The sequence below is a fragment of the Hymenobacter cellulosilyticus genome (assembly GCF_022919215.1).
Lineage (GTDB): Bacteria > Bacteroidota > Bacteroidia > Cytophagales > Hymenobacteraceae > Hymenobacter > Hymenobacter cellulosilyticus.
The window spans coordinates 4,044,247-4,063,841 of sequence record NZ_CP095046.1 but is presented as its reverse complement, the minus strand read 5'-3'; the positions used below and the strand labels follow the sequence as shown (position 1 = coordinate 4,063,841).

20 protein-coding genes are annotated in these 19,595 nt (G+C 61.3%); 15 read left to right on the top strand and 5 right to left on the bottom strand.

Annotated elements, in window-relative coordinates; all coding sequences use genetic code 11:
• Positions 1-35 precede the first annotated feature (35 nt).
• Positions 36-1,472 carry an amidohydrolase family protein gene (locus MUN79_RS20005; RefSeq protein ID WP_244674353.1) on the top strand — a complete coding sequence of 479 codons (1,437 nt, stop codon included), beginning with the start codon at positions 36-38 and terminating at the stop codon, positions 1,470-1,472.
• A gap of 11 nt (positions 1,473-1,483) precedes the next feature.
• Positions 1,484-2,020 (top strand): peptide deformylase, encoded by a 537-nt coding sequence (locus tag MUN79_RS20000; RefSeq protein WP_244674352.1) that lies wholly within the window; start codon positions 1,484-1,486, stop codon positions 2,018-2,020.
• Positions 2,021-2,062: 42 nt separating this feature from the next.
• On the opposite strand, the gene MUN79_RS19995 is transcribed toward MUN79_RS20000, so the two are convergent.
• On the bottom strand, positions 2,063-4,555 hold the full coding sequence (locus MUN79_RS19995) for a M1 family aminopeptidase (RefSeq protein WP_311136534.1): 2,493 nt from the start codon (positions 4,553-4,555) through the stop codon (positions 2,063-2,065).
• A 217-nt stretch (positions 4,556-4,772) separates the two neighbouring features.
• On the opposite strand from MUN79_RS19995, the gene MUN79_RS19990 reads away from it, so the two are divergent.
• The 3 genes from MUN79_RS19990 (at position 4,773) to MUN79_RS19980 (ending at position 6,458) form a co-directional block, all read left to right on the top strand.
• The gene (locus MUN79_RS19990; protein WP_244674351.1) at positions 4,773-4,985 is read left to right on the top strand and encodes a hypothetical protein; all 213 of its coding nucleotides are present in this window, start codon (positions 4,773-4,775) and stop codon (positions 4,983-4,985) included.
• 8 nt (positions 4,986-4,993) lie between these two features.
• Positions 4,994-5,887, top strand: coding sequence for a VWA domain-containing protein (locus MUN79_RS19985; RefSeq protein WP_244678366.1), 894 nt, complete (start codon positions 4,994-4,996; stop codon positions 5,885-5,887).
• Positions 5,888-5,966: 79 nt separating this feature from the next.
• Positions 5,967-6,458 carry an ankyrin repeat domain-containing protein gene (locus tag MUN79_RS19980; protein WP_244674350.1) on the top strand — a complete coding sequence of 164 codons (492 nt, stop codon included), beginning with the start codon at positions 5,967-5,969 and terminating at the stop codon, positions 6,456-6,458.
• 73 nt (positions 6,459-6,531) lie between these two features.
• On the opposite strand, the gene MUN79_RS19975 is transcribed toward MUN79_RS19980, so the two are convergent.
• On the bottom strand, positions 6,532-6,720 hold the full coding sequence (locus MUN79_RS19975) for a hypothetical protein (protein ID WP_244674349.1): 189 nt from the start codon (positions 6,718-6,720) through the stop codon (positions 6,532-6,534).
• Between the two features lie 398 nt (positions 6,721-7,118).
• On the opposite strand from MUN79_RS19975, the gene MUN79_RS19970 reads away from it, so the two are divergent.
• Positions 7,119-7,556, top strand: a complete 438-nt coding sequence (locus MUN79_RS19970; RefSeq protein WP_244674348.1) for a LytR/AlgR family response regulator transcription factor — start codon at positions 7,119-7,121, stop codon at positions 7,554-7,556.
• A gap of 51 nt (positions 7,557-7,607) precedes the next feature.
• On the opposite strand, the gene MUN79_RS19965 is transcribed toward MUN79_RS19970, so the two are convergent.
• Genes MUN79_RS19965 through MUN79_RS19955 form a run of 3 tightly spaced genes read right to left on the bottom strand, consistent with a single transcriptional unit; the run spans position 7,608 to position 11,115 of the window.
• Positions 7,608-10,469, bottom strand: a complete 2,862-nt coding sequence (locus MUN79_RS19965) for a PAS domain-containing hybrid sensor histidine kinase/response regulator (RefSeq protein WP_244674347.1) — start codon at positions 10,467-10,469, stop codon at positions 7,608-7,610.
• Positions 10,463-10,741, bottom strand: coding sequence for a hypothetical protein (locus tag MUN79_RS19960; RefSeq protein ID WP_244674346.1), 279 nt, complete (start codon positions 10,739-10,741; stop codon positions 10,463-10,465). The genes MUN79_RS19965 and MUN79_RS19960 overlap by 7 nt, the downstream gene beginning before the upstream one ends.
• A 35-nt stretch (positions 10,742-10,776) precedes the next feature.
• Positions 10,777-11,115 carry a PAS domain-containing protein gene (locus MUN79_RS19955; protein WP_244674345.1) on the bottom strand — a complete coding sequence of 113 codons (339 nt, stop codon included), beginning with the start codon at positions 11,113-11,115 and terminating at the stop codon, positions 10,777-10,779.
• 188 nt (positions 11,116-11,303) lie between these two features.
• Between MUN79_RS19955 and MUN79_RS19950 the strand changes: the two genes are divergently transcribed.
• The 9 genes from MUN79_RS19950 (at position 11,304) to MUN79_RS19910 (ending at position 19,580) form a co-directional block, all read left to right on the top strand.
• The gene (locus MUN79_RS19950) at positions 11,304-11,528 is read left to right on the top strand and encodes a hypothetical protein (protein ID WP_244674344.1); all 225 of its coding nucleotides are present in this window, start codon (positions 11,304-11,306) and stop codon (positions 11,526-11,528) included.
• 193 nt (positions 11,529-11,721) lie between these two features.
• Complete coding sequence (locus MUN79_RS19945; RefSeq protein ID WP_244674343.1) at positions 11,722-12,330, top strand: hypothetical protein; 609 nt, start codon at positions 11,722-11,724, stop codon at positions 12,328-12,330.
• A 100-nt stretch (positions 12,331-12,430) separates the two neighbouring features.
• Positions 12,431-14,167 (top strand): M28 family metallopeptidase, encoded by a 1,737-nt coding sequence (locus MUN79_RS19940; RefSeq protein WP_244674342.1) that lies wholly within the window; start codon positions 12,431-12,433, stop codon positions 14,165-14,167.
• An 83-nt stretch (positions 14,168-14,250) separates the two neighbouring features.
• A complete protein-coding gene (locus MUN79_RS19935) occupies positions 14,251-14,649 on the top strand; it encodes a hypothetical protein (RefSeq protein WP_244674341.1) in 399 nt (132 codons plus the stop codon).
• A 460-nt stretch (positions 14,650-15,109) separates the two neighbouring features.
• Complete coding sequence (locus MUN79_RS19930; protein WP_244674340.1) at positions 15,110-16,216, top strand: pectate lyase family protein; 1,107 nt, start codon at positions 15,110-15,112, stop codon at positions 16,214-16,216.
• Positions 16,217-16,434: 218 nt separating this feature from the next.
• Positions 16,435-16,803, top strand: coding sequence for a hypothetical protein (locus tag MUN79_RS19925; protein WP_244674339.1), 369 nt, complete (start codon positions 16,435-16,437; stop codon positions 16,801-16,803).
• Positions 16,731-17,882 (top strand): MBL fold metallo-hydrolase, encoded by a 1,152-nt coding sequence (locus MUN79_RS19920; RefSeq protein ID WP_244674338.1) that lies wholly within the window; start codon positions 16,731-16,733, stop codon positions 17,880-17,882. Before MUN79_RS19925 ends, MUN79_RS19920 begins: the two co-directional genes overlap by 73 nt.
• Before the next feature lie 137 nt (positions 17,883-18,019).
• Positions 18,020-18,745, top strand: a complete 726-nt coding sequence (locus tag MUN79_RS19915; protein ID WP_244674337.1) for an energy transducer TonB — start codon at positions 18,020-18,022, stop codon at positions 18,743-18,745.
• 457 nt (positions 18,746-19,202) lie between these two features.
• Positions 19,203-19,580 carry a hypothetical protein gene (locus tag MUN79_RS19910; RefSeq protein WP_244674336.1) on the top strand — a complete coding sequence of 126 codons (378 nt, stop codon included), beginning with the start codon at positions 19,203-19,205 and terminating at the stop codon, positions 19,578-19,580.
• The last annotated feature ends 15 nt before the right edge of the window (positions 19,581-19,595 follow it).

The window sequence follows — 19,595 nt, the reverse complement described above, 5'->3', positions numbered from 1 at the left end:
CTACCTTCCGGGCTCCGCTCTTTCTTCCTTGCTACATGAAAAGTAGACTTTCCCGGCTGACCAACGCCTTGCTGGCAGCCGTTGTAATCGGCGGCTGCGCCGGCCCGGCTGCCCAGCGCTACGACCTGGTCATTGCCCACGCCAACGTGGTGGACGTGGAAACGGGCCGGGTGCGAGCCGACCAGACGGTGGGCATCCGGGAGGGGCGTATTGCCTACCTGAGAAAGTCCGGCTCGGCCCTGGCGGCGGCCCAAACCGTGGACGCCCGGGGCCGCTACCTGATTCCGGGCCTGTGGGACATGCACGTGCACTTTCGCGGCGGCGACTCCCTGGCCACGGCCAACCGCAACCTGCTCCCACTCTACCTGGCCCACGGCATCACCACCGTGCGCGACGCGGGCGGCGACCTGGCCCCGCACATTTTCCGCTGGCGCGAGCAAATGGCCGCCGGGCAGCTGGCCGGCCCCCGCATCTTCACTTCCGGCCCCAAGCTCGACGGGCCCAAGGCGTTCTGGGCCGGCTCCCTGGAAATTGAAACGCCCCAGCAGATAAACCGCGCCCTGGACTCCTTGCAAAAGCTGCGCGTCGACTACGTCAAGCTCTACGAAAGCACCATTTCGCGGGAGGCTTTCCTGGGCGCTATTGCCGCCGCCGAAAAGCGCGGAATGACCACCACGGGCCACATGCCCTACACCGTAACCCTGCGCGAAGCCGCCGAGCAGGGCCTCGACGCCACCGAGCACCTGTACTATTTGCTGAAAGCCTGCTCCAACCGGGAAGACAGCCTCACGGCCGCCGTGCAGGCCAGCCTGCGCACCAGTAAGCCCCTGGGCCTATTTGCCGTGCTGCCCGCCGTGTACCGCACCTACGACCCGGCCGTGGCCGCCCAAACTTTTCGGATGCTCAAACAGCACCGCACGGCCGTGGTGCCCACGCTCTACATCCAGAAGCTGCTCACCGAGCTGCCCACCACCGACCATGCCCGGGACACGATGCTGGCCTACATTGCCCCCGGCATCGAGCGCACCTATAGCCGCCGCCTGGCCAGCGCCCGGGCCCAAAGCCCCGCTACCCGGGCCTTCAACCAGCAGCTCGGTGTTCGGTTTACCAGCTTTATTCCGCAGCTGCAGACTGCCGGCGTAACCTTGCTGGCCGGCTCCGACAGCGGGGCTTCCAACTCTTACGTCTATCCGGGCGTGTCGCTGCTGGGGGAGCTGGAGCTGCTCGTAGCAGCCGGCCTGACGCCAACCCAGGCCCTGCAAGCGGCGACCATCAACGGGGCCCGGTTTCTGAAAGCCGACCAACGCTCCGGCACCATTGCCGTGGGTAAGGAGGCGGATGTGGTACTGCTCGACCGAAATCCGCTGGAAAATATTCGGCATCTGCACCAGATTCACGCCGTCGTTTCCCGCGGCAAGCTGTACCCAGCCCCGGAACTGCGCCGCCTGGTGCAAGCCGTTAAGAACCGTTAAAACCACCTGCCATGCCCGTTCGTGAGATTCTGCAGCTCGGCCACCCGGTGCTGCGCCAAGCAGCCCAGCCCGTAGCCGACCCTACTGACCCCGCCGTAGCCGCCCTCGTCACTGACCTGAGCGACACGGTGGCCCACTGGCGCGAAACTACCGGCTACGGCCGCGCCATTGCCGCCCCGCAGATCGGGGTGCTGCAGCGCGTGATTCTGCTGCGCCTGCCGGGCCGGCCAGTGTGGCCGCTCATCAACCCCAGTATCATCGACCACAGCTCCGAGACAATGGAAGTCTGGGACGCCTGCCTCTCGTTTCTGTCCATCTTTATGCGCGTCACCCGCTACCCCTGGATTCGGGTGCGCTACCAGGATTTGCAGGGCAGCTGGCACGAAACCCACGCCGGGGCGGAAGACGATTTGGCCGAGCTGCTGCAACACGAAATCGACCACCTCGACGGCATCCTGGCCCTGGACCGCCTCACCGACGTTAAAAGCATTTGCTCCCGGCAGGAGTTTGAGCGGCAATTTAAGACGGATAGTCCTTACGGTCGGTAGCTAGTCCATGAGCCCGTCGCCTGTGCACCGCGCATTACAGAGTCAGCTTCTCGGCCCGGAACAAGTCGTCGGCCGCCTGCTGAATCTTGGCTTGCAGCTTGGGATTGTAGCCGGGGTGGGCGGCCAGAAACGCGCGCACGGTGCGGGCCGCCGTGGGCGCCTGGTAGCTGCTGAGCGTGGCCTGCAGCCAGGAGTAGGGAAAGAAAATGTCGCCGGTCTGCTGAATTTCTTCCAGCAAGGCCAGGCTCTCGGGCAGGTATTGCTCTGACTCCGCCACCCGCAGCGGGTGGTGCAGATAGGCCAAGGCCGAAACCACCCAGGCTTCCTTTTCGCGGTTTTTCTCCTTGCGCAGGCCGGCAAAAAAGGCGTCCCGCGTGGCTTTGTCCGAAGCCAGGGCCGGCCGCATAAACTCCAGGCGCTGCCGCCGGTCCGGGTTGCTGATGCGGGCCAATTGCTGGGGTAAAATGGGACTGGGGCCGGATAGTCGCGCACGGCCAGGGCCAGGGCCAGGCTAGTGTAGTCGTCCTCGGTGAGCTTCACGCCGGCTGGGGCTTGCTGCGCCTGCCAGATCTGGTAGAGGCGGCTTTGGGCCTCCTGGGTAAGGGCTACCGACTGATACGTTTTGAAAAGCAGCTTCTTGGCGTTAGCCGCCGGGTTGTGCTGCAGGGCCTGCCACAGTTCTTTTTCCAGAACCGGCGCCAGGACCCGGCGGTCGGCGGGCTTGAGCAGCTTCCAGTAAATATCCGTCAGCTGACCGGTGAGCAACTTGAGGTTGAGCTCTTCCTTTTCTTTGGGCAACGTTTGGCGGTACACCTCCAGTAGCTGCCGGGGCGCGATGCTGCGGCCGTTGAGCATGTTTTCGTAGAGGTTCACGTAGGCCGCCGCCCGGGCTACGGGGCTCGGTAGCTGGCTTAGGCCGGTTGTCAGCTGCTTGCCGATGGGGAAAACCCCGTAGCCCAGGCCCGTCGAGTTGAACAGGATAAAGGCCGGGGCCACTTTGCCTGCCGGCTGGGGCACCACCACCTGGCGCTGGTTCATGTTAACCGTCACCTCCTTGGTACGGCCATCGGGATACACGAACAGCACCTCGAAGAGTTGGGGCCACAGCCGGTCCGAGCCGTCCTCGGCCTGCTGGGTGATTACCACGTCGGCGTCTAGGCCGTCTTTGGTTATGAGCTGGTAGTCGAACACGGGCCGGCCGGGCTGATTGACCCACACCTGGTTCCAGGCCTGCAAATCGGCCGGGGTGCGGGCGTCCAGGATGCGGATCAAATCAGGCCAGGTGGCGTTGCCGAAGGCGTAGGTTTTCAGGTACTCGCGCAGCCCGTCCCGGAAGGCGGTTTCGCCCATGAGGCGCTCCAGCTGCCGCATCATAATGGGTGCCTTGTGGTAGATAATGTTGCCGTAGAGCGAGCCGGCATCTTTCAGGTTGGTCAGGTCCTGCCGGATGGGGTTGGCCCCGGCAGTGCGGTCCACGCCGTAGGCAGCCGGGTAGTGGTCCACCACGAATTTGAGGTCGTAATTGGAGCCCGGCACGGCCACCTGGGTGATTTTGTCGGCCATGAAGTTAGCAAACACCTCCTTCATCCACACGTCGTTAAACCACTGCATGGTCACCAAATCCCCGAACCACATGTGGGCCGTTTCGTGGGCAATGAGGTTGGAGCGGGCCAGCAGCTGGTCCTGGGTGGCACCTTCGTTCAGAAACAGGGTGCTGGCTTTGTAATCAATGGCGCCCACGTGCTCCATGCCCCCGTACTGGAAGTCGGGCAGGGCCACAAAGTCGAACTTGCGGAAGGGGTAGGGCAAGCCGGTGTAAGCCTCCAGAAACGTCAGCGCGTCGGCGTGAATCCGGAAAATCGGGTTCAGGCTCAGGCGCAGCTTGGCTTGGTCGGTTTCGCGGTGCAGAAGCTCCATCGGCCGGCCGTTTAGGGTTTTTGTCACCGGAGTGAACTTGCCCGCCGCAATTGAGAACAAGTAGGTGCTAATCGTGTCGGAAGGGGCGAAGAAGTGCGTATTCCAGCCCGGTACCCGCCCGTCGAGGGTGCGTCGGGTGGAATCCAGTGGGGCGTTGGCTAAAGCTTGCCAACCAGTTGGCACATTCAGGGTGAGCTTGAACGTAACCTTCAGATCGGGCTGGTCGAACACCGGAAACACCGTGCGGGCCCGGTCGGGCACGAGCAGGGTGTAGAGAAACTCGTCGTTGCGGTTCAGGCTCTGGTTGCCGGCAATGAAGTCAATTCGAACTTCATTCAGACCCGCTTTCAGGCTGGCTGCCGGCAGTACCAGGTGTTCCGCCCGAAAGTCAATTGCCGCCGCTTTGTCATTCACCGTCAGGCTTTTAAGGTGGTCGGCCTGCTCCTTGAAGTCGAGTTGCACGGGCTGGCTGGCATCGGCGAGGTGGAAGCGGATGGTTTCGGCGGCCCTGATGGGCTCGGCTTTTTCCCACGGTATATCCAGAAAGATGTCGTAGACCAGGCGCGAAATGCGTCGGGCCCGATCCTGCGCCAGCTCCAGACTCACGCCCGGCACCACGGCTACCGGCGTTGGCGGGCCGCAGGAATGGAGGCCGTAGGGGTTTTGGCGCAGCTCAGCAGCGCGGCCAACAGCAAAAAGCCGACCCGGGGCGCATTGTTGCTATATTTCATGCTCAATTCAGGGTACAGTCGGGGCAAAAGCCGAAAGTACCGCAAACCCGCCAAAGCCGCCGCATCCGGTTTGCTCGGCCCGGCGGCATTTTCCCGGTTCCTCTATGAGCAACGCTGCCCGCTGGAAGCTCGTGCTGGGCTCCTCCGCCGACGCCGACAACGACATCCCGCTTTCCCCCGACTACGGCCGCATGGACCAGGTCCTCACCGCCCTCTACGACGATGAGCAAGCCGAGCGCAAGGCGGGCCTGGGCGGCTCGGCCCCAAAGTCAGCCGCTGGCTGGGCGACATCCGCAGCTACTTTCCCTCGTCGGTAGTAGCCGTGATGCAGAAAGACGCCATGGAACGCCTGGGTTTGCAACAGATGCTGCTGGAGCCCGAGGTATTGCGCACCGTGCAGCCCGACGTGCACCTGGTGGGCTTGCTCATGTCGCTGGGGCGGGTGATGCCGGCTAAGGTAAAGCACACGGCTCGGGAAGTAGTGCAGCGCGTAGTGCAGGATTTGGAGCAGCGCCTGGCCAACCCCCTGCGGCAGGCCGTGCAGGGCGCCCTGAGCCGGGCCGTGCGCAACCCGCGCCCCCGCTACGCGGAAATCAACTGGGCGGCCACCATCCGGGCCAACCTCAAGCACTACCAGCCGGCCTACAAAACCGTGATTCCCGAAAAGCTGGTGGGCTACGGCCGGCGGGGGCAGGCCCTGAAGGAAATCGTGCTCTGCGTGGACCAGAGCGGCTCCATGGCCGCTTCGGTGGTGTACGCGGGCGTGTTTGGGGCGGTGCTGGCCTCGCTCAAGGCGGTGAAAACTCACATGGTCGTCTTCGATACCAGCGTGGCCGACCTTACCCAGGATTTGCATGACCCAGTGGACTTGCTCTTTGGCGTACAGCTCGGCGGCGGCACCGATATCAACCGCGCCCTGACCTACTGCCAGCAGCTGATTACCCGTCCCGCCGATACCATTCTGGTGCTCATCAGCGACTTGTACGAGGGCGGCAACGAGGCCGAGATGCTCAAGCGGGCCGCCGCCCTCAAGGCTGCGGGAGTCACGCTGGTGGCTTTATTGGCGCTCAGCGACGAAGGCTCCCCGGGCTTCGACCGGCGCATGGCCGAACAACTGGCTGCTCTCGGGGTTCCTTCCTTTGCCTGCACGCCCGACCGGTTTCCGGCCCTGATGGCCGCCGCCATTCAGGGCCGGGACCTGGGCACGTTTGCCCCGTAGGCCTCGGCTTACGGCTAATCCCGTTCGGGTTTCTGCCGTATGCTGAAGAACTCAACTATAACCCCGTATCCGTACTCTGATGGAATTTTCCTCTTCCCGCCCCGAAGATTTGCTGTTTGATGCCGCCCGCCGCGGCGACGTGACCCAGCTGCAGCAGCTGCTCACCCAGGTTGATGTCAACACGCAGAATGGCAAAGGCTTCACCCCGCTGATTGTGGCCGCCTACGACGAGCACCTGGAAGCTACCCGCGTGCTGCTCGAAGCCGGCGCCGACCCCAACGTGCAGGACGTGAGCGGCAACACGGCCCTGATGGGCGTTTGCTTCAAGGGCTACCCCGAAATTGCCCGCCTGCTCCTGCAGCACGGGGCCCAGCTCGATCTGCAGAACGGCAACGGCGGCACAGCCCTGATGTTTGCCACCTTGTTTGGCCGCAACCAGCTCGTAAAGCTCGTGCTCGAAGCCGGAGCCGATACCAGCATCCGCGACGTGCGCGGTCTGACGGCCCTGGACCTAGCCGTGCAGCAGGGTAATGAGGAAGCCTTCCAATTGCTGCAAGCTCAGCAGGCCTAACCTGCTTGGCCCGACTTTCTGATCCACTAAGCAAAAAAGCCCGACCAGTTGGTCGGGCTTTTTCATGCGTTGTCTATGCCGCGTTGCTAAGCCGCTCGCGGGTGAGAATGGCCTGGATGGCCGGGGACTTCTGCACTTCCGGGGAGTAGGGCAACTGGGCAATCTGCTGGATGGTCAGCTCCCCATCGATGTAGCGCTGCAGCTCATAGAGCAGCTCCGGCCGGGGCCAGTACCGCCCATGGAGGCCACCGCAATACCCCACTCGGCATGCCGCTGGCGCTTGAGGCGGGCAGCAGCTTCCGCTTCGGGTAAGTCGGCGGGAAAAGGTTTAAAATAGGTAGTTTCCATCGGCTTGCGCGGTTGGTTCTGCCTGTATATACGGCCCAGGTAGAGAAGAGTAGCGGAAAAATAGAATTTACGGCGGCTCGGTCCTGGTGGTAACAGAATAGTTAAACTATTCAGGCGTAGAATGTTGACTATCGAAGAGTGTTCCGGAAAAGATGCAAAAAGAAGTCAAGCTCAACTAAACAATGCTTTCATTATTCCCATAACTTTGTATCCTGCTTATTTTTAGATAGGTTAGACCAAAGAAAAAACACCTAACTGCTGTTCCCGAAGGCTTGTACAGCTGCCCGTGAATAGCCCTGCTGCTACCTGATTATGTCTGCTTCATGCCCCGCCGAGCCCCGTCTGCTGACCTGCGCTATTCTGGATGACGAAGAAATCAACCGTCTGACCCTGGAGCACTACGTAGCCATGAGCGGCCTGCTGCACCTGGAAGCTTCCCTGTCGGGCAGCGTGGAAGGCTTGAATTTCTTCAGTGACGGCCGCCGCGTCGACGTGCTGTTTCTGGACGTGGAAATGCCCGACCTCAATGGCCTGGATATGCTGCGCCTGCTGCCCGAGCCCCCACAGGTGGTGCTCACCACGGCCCACGAAACCTTTGCCTGGGAAGCCTTCGAGCTGCGCGTGGCCGATTACCTGGTCAAGCCCTTCGACTACGAGCGTTTTCTGCAGGCCGTGGAGCGCGTCCGCGGGCTTGTCCTGGCCGAACGCAAGGAGGTTGTTACCGTCACCTCCAGCCAGCCTTTGGTATAGTAGCCTTCAACTCGACCCGATGCAGCCCAGAAACAGCGGCCCGCAACCTTCTCAGGTTGCGGGCCGCTGTTTTGTCGGGAAACCATTACGCGGGATTCGGGGCGTGTTGGACACGTAGTGCTGCAGCTGCCACAACAACAAGGGCAGCAGCTCCAAGAGCTGCTTGGCCGCGGCTTCCCGGGCCGCGGGCGTAGCAGTGGCGTCTTCGAGCGTGGCAATAAACGGGTGCAGTTCCTGGGCCATGAGCAGCTTCAGGGAAGGCTTGATGCGGTGGGCCAGGCCGGCGGCCCGAGACCAGTCGGCGGCGGCGGCCGCGTCCTGCAGCTGGCTGACTACCTGTGGGGTGTGCGTCAGGAACGACTCCAGGATGCGCAGCACAAAGGCCGGATTGCCCCGGGCCGTACGCTCAAGGTCCGTTAGGGCAAACAAGGGGCGGGTGGGCCGGGCATCCGCGCGGTGCAGGGCCAGAATCTTGCGCACCAGCTCGGCCGCGTCGAAGGGCTTGGCCAGGCAGTCGTTCATGCCCGCCGCCAGGTACTTTTCATTGTCGGACAGAAAAGCATTGGCCGTCAGGGCAATAATGGGCGTGCGGGCCCGCACCACGTCGGGGTGCTGGCGGATGCGGGCCGTAGCTTCCAGGCCGTTCATGCCCGGCATCTGAATATCCATCAGAATCACATCGTACACGTTGCGCTCAAACAAGGCCAAGCCCGAAGCCCCGTCGGCGGCCGTTTCCACCACCGCCTCGTAGCTTTCCAGCACCAGCTGGGCCAGCTGCCGGTTCACGTCGTGGTCTTCCACCAGCAGCACCCGCAGCCCGCGTACGCCTTCCACGGCCGCGGCCAGGTCTTCCTCGATTCGGGTTTGCTGCAAGGTCTGGATTTCCTCGCCCGAGGCCTTGGCAAACGTCAGCGTAAAGCCGAAAGACGTGCCCTGGCCCGGCTCACTGCACATGAGCAGGTGGCCGCCAAGCTGCTCTACTAGGCTGCTGCTGATGCTCAAACCCAGGCCCGAGCCGCCAAAGCGGCGACTGGTGTCGGCATAGGCCTGGGTGAAGGTCGAGAAAATGCTTTCTTGCTTGTCGAGCGCCACGCCCAGCCCGGTATCGGTTACCAGGAAGTTTACCGTTAGGGTAGCGGGCGTATCGGCCAGCACCTTGCCCGTGAGCGTGATGCCGCCCTGCTCGGTAAACTTCAGGCTGTTGCTGAGTAGGTTGAGCAGCACCTGGCTTAGACGCTGCGGGTCGCTGAGTACCACCGGCTGGGGCGCGTCCACGGCCTCAATGGTGAAATGCAGCCCTTTGCCCGTAGCCTGGAAGCCGATGGTTTGGCCCACCGCCTGCAGGGTCTGGTTCAGGTCGAAGGGAATACGCTCCATCTCGAGCTTGCCCGAGGTGATTTTGGCCACGTCCAGGATGTCGTTGAGCAAACCCAGCAGGTGAGTGCCCGAGTTGCGGATAATGGCCACGTATTCCTGCTGCTGCTCGCTCAAGGGCGTGCGGGTGAGTAGGCCGGCCATACCCAATACCCCGTTCATGGGCGTGCGAATCTCGTGGCTCATGTTGGCCAGGAAGTTTTCCCGGGCCCGGGCTGCCGCCTCGGCCTCGCGCTTGGCCCGCTTCAGCTCCGTGATGTCGGTGCACACGGTCAGAACCTCGACCACGCCGTGGGGCCGCTGCAGGGGGCGCTTCACTACCTGTAGCTGCAGGACCTCGCCGCTGGCCAGGGTAAAGGGCATTTCTCCCGAAATTTCGTCGCCCGTGGCCAGTACCACCCGGTTCCACTCCGCTAGCTGCCGCAGTTCTTCGGCTTCGGGAGTGTCGTCGGTTTCGCGGGTCTGCAAGTGGTTGCTGCGGGTCAGGATGTCGGCAAAGCTGACGTTGCTGAACAGCGGGTGCCCGTACTCATTGCTGACGTAGAGCAGGTTGGGTGAGGTATCCACCACCTGGCGAATAAACTCCTGCTGCTCCTGCAGGCGCTGCTCGGCCAGGTAGCGTTCCGTAATATCCAGGCCGTAGGCCACAATCAGGCGGACGGCGCCGTCGGGGCCGAACACGGGCTGCATCAGCCGCAGCATATGGCGCGGACCCTGGGGCGTCTGAATGGTTTCCTCCTGGGTTACGTGGCGCCGCTCGCCAATAACCTGGTCGAACATCTGCTTGCGCTGCAGAGCCAGCTCAATGGGCCGCTGCCGGTAGGCGCAGTATTCGAAGTGGTCCTTGCCAATAATCCAGGCCCGCACCTCCGGATTCTTGATACCCACGGGGTTGACGAACAGGTAGCGGTGCTGGGGGTCGAATACGCCGATGTCGGCGGGCAGCTCGTTGAGAATCGTTTCGTAGAACTCGCGCTGCTCGGCCAGCTGCTGCTCAGCCAAGCGCCGCTCGGTCACGTCCACGCCGTAGGCCACCACCATGCGCAGGCTGCCATCGGGGTTGAAAACCGGGTGAAACCGGCGCAGCACATAGTTGGTGCTGTTTTGCTCTTCCACCGTTTCCTCCCAGTGCACGTCGTGCCGGGTAGTCACGGCTTGCTCAAACTGGTGCTGGCGCTGCTCGGCCAGGGCCCGGGGCCGCTGCCGGTAGGCCGTCACCTCGAAGTTGTCCCGGCCAATCATCCACTGCCGCAGGGATTCGCTGCTCGCCACGTTGGGGTTGACAAACAGGTAGCGGTGCTGGGCGTCGAAAACGGAAACGCCCACGGGCAGCTCCTTGAGGATGGCCTCGTAAAATTCACGCTGCTCGGCCAGCTGCTGCTCGGCCGCACGCCGGGCCGTGATATCGACCAGGTAAAGCGTGGCATACTGCTCCTGGGGCACGGGCGCTACCTGCAGCAGGTAGTGGCAGGTGCCCACCGTTATTTCACCCTGCTGCGGGCCCGCCGTGCTGAGCGCCGCCGTAACCAGGCTCAGCAAATGAGGGCGCAGGGCGGGTCATTCTCCAGGGCCTCTACTAGCCCGGCCGCGGTGGGGTTGGCGTAGATAAGCTCCCCGGCAGCCGTGAGGCGCACCACGGGGTTGGGGTTTTGCTCGGCAATCAGCGAGACGGTGCGCAGCTGGGCCTCGCGCTGGTAGCGCTCAGTCACGTCGCGGTAGCACACCAGGCGCCCGGCCATCACGTTGTCGAGCACCAGATAGTCGCGCTCCAGAACCCGGCCGTCGGCCAGTTCCAACTCTTCATTCAGCACCGACTCGCCCCGCTGCCGGATGGCTCCGGCCCGGCTCAGGTAGCCCTCGGGTTTTGAAAGTTGTGCTGAATCAGGGACGCTACGGCCATGCCCGTGGTATGGTACAAGTCGCCGGGCACTTCACTCAGACCAAAGAGCTCACAGTAGCGCTGGTTGACCAGCTCTACCCGGCCATGGTCGTCGACCAGCATAAAGCCCAGGCGCATGTTTTGCACTACGGCGGCCAGCTGAGTCCGGGCGCGGTGAGCCGTAGCCTGGCTTTCGGCCAGCTGCCGCTCCAGCTCGGCCACGCGGGCTTCGGCCACCCGGCGGCGGCTTCGTTCCTGTTCCAGTTCGGCGGTAAGCGGGTCGGGAGGGGCAGAAAAGGCGGACATAGGACGGCGGATGCGGGAAAGAAAGGCGCAATAAAAGGTAAAGATACAAGGTCAAAAATACTGGGGCCAACTTCAGTGTTTAGGCCGGGGCAGCGGCAGCTTCTGGCAAGAATAAAAGTTATTGAGGTTGCTCAAAGACAATATTTTAGCGCTAAAGCAGTTTAAGCTTTACACCAACCTTTTCTGTGATGAATAAAGTGCTGCTGCTGATTGGCGTTGTGTTGTTTTTGTTGACCGGGCAGGCCGAGGCCGCCCGGCCCAGCGCCTATGCCCGGGCCAAGGCCCGGGGCCGCGTGTACGTGCACCGGCCCAACTACAAGCTCTACCGTGGGGCCAAGCGCCACCGCGCCAAGCGCACGTTCCACTTGCCGAAGCTCACGCGCAAGGCCGGTGGTGCCCGGAGCCGCTTCTAGTCACCGGCCCGGGGTGGCCCCACCGGCTTCCCCGGGCCCGGTTTCTGCCTTCACACCTTGTTTTAATGCTGCCTTAGCTCTTCCATTCTTTGCGCCAAAAACGACCTGCCACTTTGCCTTACAAGTCGGGCTGCTTCGGGTCGGGCTGCCCGACAGGGCAAGGCTACCAGAGTAAATTTCTGCCTCTCAGCTTATGAGCCCCGAACTGCAGAGTGCGGGCTTTTGGCTGCAAGGCTGCTGGGTGCCCCCGTTCGAGGTGGGCAGCGGGCAGCTGCTGCGGGTGTACATACCCAATTTTGGCCCCGACCCCACCTTGTATCTGGGGCGTGACTGGGCCTTGACTCTGGCGGCCGCGCTTAATAACCCCGGCCGGCTGCCCATTTCCAAGCCCGCCAGGCAGGTGCCTTACGCGGCCAACTTTCGCCGGGCCGGACTCTGGGAATTGCTTCGACCTCTGACAACCGAACAATACCTGATTAAAACTTTAGGGCTCAGTCCAGCCCAGGCTCGTTCTATTTTAGGTGAAGTAAACCTGCCGGCCACCCAGCTCATGAAAAACCTGGCGCTGGTCTGGCAAAAGATCCTGACTATCAAAGGTCTGTTTGCCACTCATTCCGGCATCTTCTTCGATTACTACGAAGTGGGAGCAGCCCCACAGATTACCCTGCTAGAGGAGGCTATAGACCAGGAAATGCGGCGAGGAAAGTGGGCCGTCGGCTTTGATAACCTGCAGTATATGGAGGCTCACGAGCCGTTCGACTCCATTCGTCGGCTGCAGATTACGGCCGGGACGGCTTCGTAGCTGGCTGCCCTGGGTGGTTTCCAATGTGGACCTGATGTCGTAAGTTGCCCGTCAGCCGCGGCTGCGCGGCGGCTTTGTGCCTGTTTCTAGCTGCTTCACTATGTCCTTTCCCTCTTTCTTTCCGCTTCGCCACGCTCTGCCCGCGGCCCTGCTGGCCCTGGCGCTGACCAATTGCCAGACCCGCCCGGCGGCCACCTCCATGCTGCCTTCCTCCACGGCCGGCTCCCAGCCCCCGGCCGAAACGGGAGCTACTGCCGCGGCCGCGCCATCGGCCATTTCGGCCGCCACCATCGGGCAATATTTGCAGGCTGTGTCCTCGAATGAGATGCAGGGCCGCAAGCCGTTTACGGTCGGGGAGGAGCGCATTACGGCCTACCTGGCCCAGGAGTTCAAGAAGCTGGGTTTGCAGCCCGGCCCCGAAGGGAGCTATTTCCAGCCGGTGCCCATGGTGGAAATCACCGGCACACCGTCCGAAACGATGACTGTGAAGGGCAAGGGCACCAACCTGAGCTTCCGCTACAAAACCGACTTTGTGGCTTTCACCCAACAGGAGAAGGAAAAAGTGGCCGTTACTAACTCTCCGCTGGTCTTTGCCGGTCACGGCGTGGTAGCGCCCGAGTACGGCTGGGACGACTACGCCGGCCTCGATGTGAAAGGTAAAACCGTGGTGGTGCTAGTCAATGACCCCGGTAACGCGGGCAACGACACGACCCTGTTCAAGGGCCAGGCCATGACTTACTACGGCCGCTGGACCTACAAATACGAGGAAGCCGCCCGCCACGGGGCCGCCGGTATTCTCATCGTGCACGACACGAAGCCGGCCGCCTACCCCTGGAGCGTGGTGCTGAGCGGGGCCACCAGCCCCAAGCTGCGCGCCCAAACCGCCAACAAAGGAGCCGACAAATGCGCCCTGGAAGGCTGGCTCACCCTGGACGCGGCCAAGAAACTTTTCACGGCCGCTGGCCAGAACTACGACCAGCTCTACGCCGCCGCCAACAAGAAAGGCTTCAAGCTCCGGGCTCTGGGCAATCTGAGCTTATCGGTAAGCATCCAGAACAAGCTGCGCCGCCAGACCAGCAAGAACGTGCTGGCCGTGCTGCCCGGCACCAGTCGGGCCCAGGAATACATTGTGTATTCGGCTCACTGGGACCATTTTGGGGTGGGCAAGGCCATTGCCGGCGACTCTATCTACAACGGGGCCGTGGACGACGGCACCGGGTTGGCAGCCTTGCTCAGCATTGCTCAGGCCTTCCAGCAGGCTCCCGAGAAGCCCCAGCGCAGCATCGTGTTTCTGGCCGTGACGGGTGAAGAGCAGGGCCTGCTGGGCTCGGCCTACTACGCCCAGCATCCGCCGTATCCGCTGAATAAAACTGTGGCCGATCTGAACATGGATATGCTTTGGCCCTACGGTGAAATGAAGGACCTTACCGTCATCGGCTATGGGCAGTCGGAGCTGGAAGACTACGCCCGGGCCGCGGCCCAGGAGCAGGGTCGCTACGTATTGCCCGATCAGACGCCCGAAACCGGCATGTTCTACCGCTCTGACCACTTCAACTTTGCCCACGTGGGCGTGCCCTCGCTCTACGCCAGCGGTGGTTTCGAAAGTCGTAGCGGCGGCAAGGAGGCCATTGCCAAGCAGCGCCAGAACTACACCACCAACATGTACCACAAGCCCGCCGACCAGTTTGACCCCAGCTGGGACCTTTCGGGCATCGCCCAGGATGCCCAGCTCTACTTCCGCGTGGGCCAGCGCCTGGCCGGGGAAGCTACGTTTCCCAAGTGGCGGGCTGGTTCGGAGTTCAAGGGCGCCCGGGATAAGAGCATGGGCGGCAAGTAGTGAAACATGTACTAATTGCGCTGTTTCTGAGTTGGGCTTGCCTGGCCATAGCGCAGCGTAGGCCGGCTCGTCTGCCACAGAAAGTGACGCTTCTGCGCATCGACGCGCGGGCCTATTTAGGAACCGAGATGCACTACACCGTCACGGCCGATTCCCTGCACGTAGTAGACCGGTCGTGGTATCAGGACGATACCACATCGACAAGAACGTACGCAAGAAAGCTAACGGCAAAAGAACGGGACTGGCTCCTTGCTTCTTTTGACCAGCTATACTTATCGTCCATTCAGGATAAGTACGAACCTGCCAGTATCAGCAGTTTGCATGAGCTCAGTTATCATGTTGTGCTATACAAAGGAAAGTTCTTGCGAGTGACGGATATCTACAAGCAGTGGGTCAAATTCTTTGACACCTTCGTGCAGCGTTTCAATAGGCTGGTGCCGACGCCTTACCAGATTTATTATACGGCTGAGTATTTCGAATAGGAAGAGAAGTTGTCGGCTAGTCCTTACAACGCAGGTACGCGCCTTTCTCTAATCTTTGTAGTCGGTACCGCCGCGCTTTTCCTCCGGGAAGGGCGCGGCGGTTTGCGTATAGGGCAGCCTCTACTTGGCAAGCTAGCCTGCCTCTTGAATTTGACTTTCCTGCGCTGCTGCCCCTGAGTAATCTGCTTAATACTACTTGCTAAGTATTCTCCTGACAACGTTCCCGGCAACGTTTGCATTGATTTATAGGGTATTCGCGGATTTAGTGTGGTTGTAAAGGCGTACGTTGATGGAATATTTTACATGTAGTTGGATTTGAGTAGGATACCACGGCGCTGCGTTCCGGCCGGACAGCCCAAGGGAATTTCTATCCAAGGTCAATCCGTGTGAAATGCCTATTGCCCCGCCCTGAGTACCCGCCATGACCGTGGCGGGCTTCCACCAACCACCAAAATTCCCCATGAAAACCAACACTCTCCTGGCGTCCGCGCTACTATCCTTTTCCGGGCTGCTAGCTGGCTGCGACACGAGCAGCCCTACTCCGGCCGCTCCCGCTGCCCCAGTCTCCTCCTCAGCCGATGTAGAAGCTACCTGCACGGCGCAAGGCTGGGCCTCGCAAAACGGCGGCACCAACGGCGGCGGTACTGCTACGCCCACCATCGTTACGACCTACGACCAACTCAAAGCCGCCATTACCAACTCGGCCGTGAAGGTGGTGCAGGTCAATGGCACGATTATCATTCCCTCGGGCGGAAGGATTTCCTTTCAGGACCAGACCAACAAAACCCTCTTCGGCTCGGCCGGGGCCAAGCTCGTCTCGGCTGACCAGACCCAGGCCGGCTCGGGCATTATCTACGTCAAGCGCTGCTCCAACATCGTGATTCGCAACCTGGTCTTTGAAGGGCCCGGAGCCTACGACGTCGACGGCTGGGACAATGCCACCATCGACGCCTGCACCCGCGTCTGGATTGACCACTGCGAGTTCCGCGACGGGGTCGACGGCAACCTCGACTTTAAGAACACGGCCGACCTTATTACCGTGTCCTGGACCAAGTTTGCCTACCTGAAAGCCCCACGTCCCGACGGCCCCGGCGGCTCCGACGATCACCGCTTCTCCAACCTGGTAGGCTCTTCCGATACCTCTACCGGCGACCGGGGCAAGCTCAGCATCACCTTTGCCCGCTGCTGGTGGGCCCAGGGCTGCGTGGCCCGTATGCCCCGCGTGCGGTTCGGCAAGGTGCACGTCGTCAACAACCTGTTTGGCAGCTCGGTGAGCACCTCGGGCGTAATGGCCGGCCTGGAAGCCAACCTGCTGATTCAAAACAACGTGTTTGAGAACATGAACCGCCCCATCGACCTAATGGCCAACAACGCCACGGCCGTGCAGGCCACCGGCAACATCTTCACTAACACGACCGGCAACACCGCCGGCAACGGAAAAACGGCCTTCACGCCGCCCTACACCGTGTCGGTACTTAGCGCTTCGAGCGTGAAAGCAACGGTAACCGCTTCGACTGGAGCCGGGGCTACCGTAGGTGGCAACACCTGCGCCAGCAGCGGCATCTAAAAGCCGCGCCGACGGCAGATTTGGCGCCGGCTTCTTTGTGAGTGTACTACCCTCGGGCCGCCCGCGACTAGCTTCGCCGGCGGCCTGAGTTGTTGTAGGCCCTCGGAGGCAAGTGGTATGAGTCAGGCTTGGTAACGGCAGCGCTTTTCGACACTTTGCGGTCAGTGCCTGCACGGCGCCTTTCTATTCACTGCTGCTATTACGTAATGAGATTGTTAGTGCATCTACGAACAAGCCTGCTGCTTCTGCTGCCCTTGCCTGGGCTGGCGGCCAAGCCCGTCGACTACCTGGAAAAGTGCTGGCAGCAGCAGGGGCAGCCCCTGCAAGGCCGGTACGCGGCCTTTTCCTACCAGGAGCAAACCCAGGAGCTGGGGCACAGTCAATACCCCTGGCAAACTACGCCCTATACCAAGAAGGGAACCGCCTGGCTGAGCGGGCAGCGCTATGTGCGCCAGGATACCCTGACCCAGGGCTCGAAAACGTACTACTCCCAGACGCAGGTCGGGCCGGGGAGGTGCTGTTCGTCGATTACGGGGAGAAAACCCTGGCTGCGGCCACGCCCGAACTGCTGGCCGCGCAGCTGGTAAGCTCGGCCCGCTACTCCCCGGTGCTGCTGCTGGGCTACCTGCGTGAGCACCCAACCCCAGCCGACGCCACTGCCCCCGCTGGTTTGACCGCCTACCGCACCCAACTGCCTAATGCTCAGGTGACGGTCTTTATTCGCCGGGCCGATAAGCTGGTGGAACGCGTGCAGGTGCTCAGCCACGACGAGCTGTTTGGCGACGTGCAAACCACTTTTTCCTACCAGGACTACACCAGCCAGGGCAAGCTGCGCTACGCCGGCACGGTGGCCGTAACCAAGATTAACGGCAAGGTGCACGACGCGGTAAAGGTGCAGGCGGTGCGTATAGTGGAGGCCGCCCCGACGCTGCTGACCCAGCCGGCCGGGTATCAGGTAGCGGCTGCGAAGCCGGTGGTTCCGGTGAGCACGGTGGAGCATTTCCGGCCCAATATCCACTTGCTCAACCTGCAGCACACCGACGACCGGGTGCTTCTGGTGGAGTTTCGGGACTTTCTGGTGGTGGCCGAAGCGCCCCTGAGCAGCCAGAACGGCGAGTATATCATCCAGCAAGCCCGTTTGCTGGCCCCTACCAAGCCCATTCGCTACTTCGTCTTTGGGCACTATCATCCGCATTACCTGGGCGGACTGCGGGCCTTCGTGGCGCAGGGCGCTACCATCCTGGGCGGACCGGGCACCGGGGCCTACGCCCGCTACCTGGCCGAGGCCCCGCACACCCTACGGCCCGACAGCCTGCAGCGTCACCCGCGCCCCTTGCAGCTGGAAGAAGTAACGACCAGCAAAACCATTACCGACGGACAGTTCAGCATGCAGATTCACTGTATCGGCGGCGAATCGGCCCACACCAACGATTACCTGATCTACTACTTTCCCACCGAGAAGCTGCTCTTCGAGGACGACCTGGTGTGGATCAAGCGGGAGGGTGGCAGCCGCAAGCCCAGCGCCCGGCAGGCAGGTTTATACCAGGCCGTAAAGGCCCGAAAGCTCGACGTGCAGACTGTGGTGCAGTCCTGGCCCGTGGCCGACTACGAGGTTAAAACCATCATTCCCTTCGCCGAGCTGGAGCAGGCCATGCAGGTAAAGTAAGGGAAGCAGGAGCCGTGAGTAACTATCTAAGAACGAGAAAATAATATCAGGCAGCAATACGTTTATTGGCCGTGCTGCCTACTGCCCACCAAGAGCGGACATATTGCCAGCCAGTAGCTACCGGCCATTTACGTGCTATGACCCACCTGCTCTCTGTGCCTGCGACCCTGGTGATTCTGCTGACGGGTAGTTGCCTGCGCCAGGCCCCCGATACCGGCCCAGGGCCCGGCAACAACACCCAGCCAGCCGTAAGCACACAAGCGTCGGATACGTGCCATCAGGCCCGAACCGCAGCAGCGACGGATTTCCGGAAGGGAACCTACGAACTGCATTCCCGGGAGTTTTTGCCCCTAGAAAACGCCTACCTGGACGTGCTGGCCGCTGACTACCAGGTGCAGTGGCGCTTTGTGGAAACCGATGAGCCCGGCAGCTACTTTGGCTGCTACGACGACCACCTCTTAGCGCTTCTGGAATCGAAATACGGTCCGGACTTTCTGAAGGCTGCCCGAAGCAAAGCCGACAGCCTGGATCAGACGGGGAAGTGGAACCGGGATGCCTCGTTTCGGCAGGGGTTTGAAGCTCAGCAGGCGTTTCTTTATGGCCATATCGACTGGAAAAAAGCCCCGGAGCGGACCGGCAAGGCTTCCCGGGTGTATGTAAGCTTTACTGTAGACACCCTGGGCCGGATTAGAAATCCTGTCATTACCAAAGGCCTCGACCCGGCCCACGACCAGGAAGCCTTGCGGGTTGTAGGCCTGATGCCGGACTGGAACCCGACCTATCGGCAAGGAAAGCCCAAAAGCTTCGGCTGGACGCTCCCCATTCTTTTCACCCGGGCCATGCGCCTTCGGTACGCCCGGTAGCAGTTCTATGCAGCGCACCCCCGTTGCCTATCGGGTTAGGGATAGAAGCAAGCCAGAAAAAGACAGCAGAAATTCGGAGAAAAGATGTCCGACCCGCTAACCGCCAAGCCGAAACAGAGTATCCGCCTCTGTTTACTTCATTGCAGCCTGGGCAACTTGGATAAACCCGATCCAGAAAGCCATTGCTGTTCTATGCTATTTGATATCAGGTACTGGATATCGGATTTCGGGAAGGTGATATCGAGTTAGGAATGCCTGCAATCAGATAGCGAGGATAGGCTTTCGGATAGCAGGAATTAGCTATAGAATTCTGGTTTTAGGTTGTTTGCTGTCAGGTGGTTACCATAAAGAATTTAAGGGCAGTAGTAGTGAAAAAAATAGTGGGGACTTGCTATATTGTTGGGGTTGGCCGATAGTCGGCCGCTATCTTATCTTTCCCTCTCTTTTCTTCATTATTATGGCGTACAAAGCGCGCGAATCCGATTCTATTATCAAAGCCCAGAGCCGCCTGAACGGGCTACGGGCCATTGACCCCAGCGGCAAGCTGGATTTGGGCAACGGCCACACTATTGCGGCCTACGAAGCCGAAGTGGCAACGGCCCAGGCCACGCTTACGAAGTACAATGAGGCCCTGAAAATGCTGGCCGGCCTCAAAAACTCGGTGGATGAAGCTGAGAAAAAGCTGGATGCCCTTTCCTCGGCTATGCTAACGGCCGTGGGCCTGCGCTACACCAAGGACAGCACCGAATATGAGCAAGTAGGGGGAGTGCGCACCAGCGACCGGCAAAAGCCCGGCCGCAAAGTCGGCGTAAGACCGGCGAATGCACCGGTGTAAAGCAGCCTTGCGCAC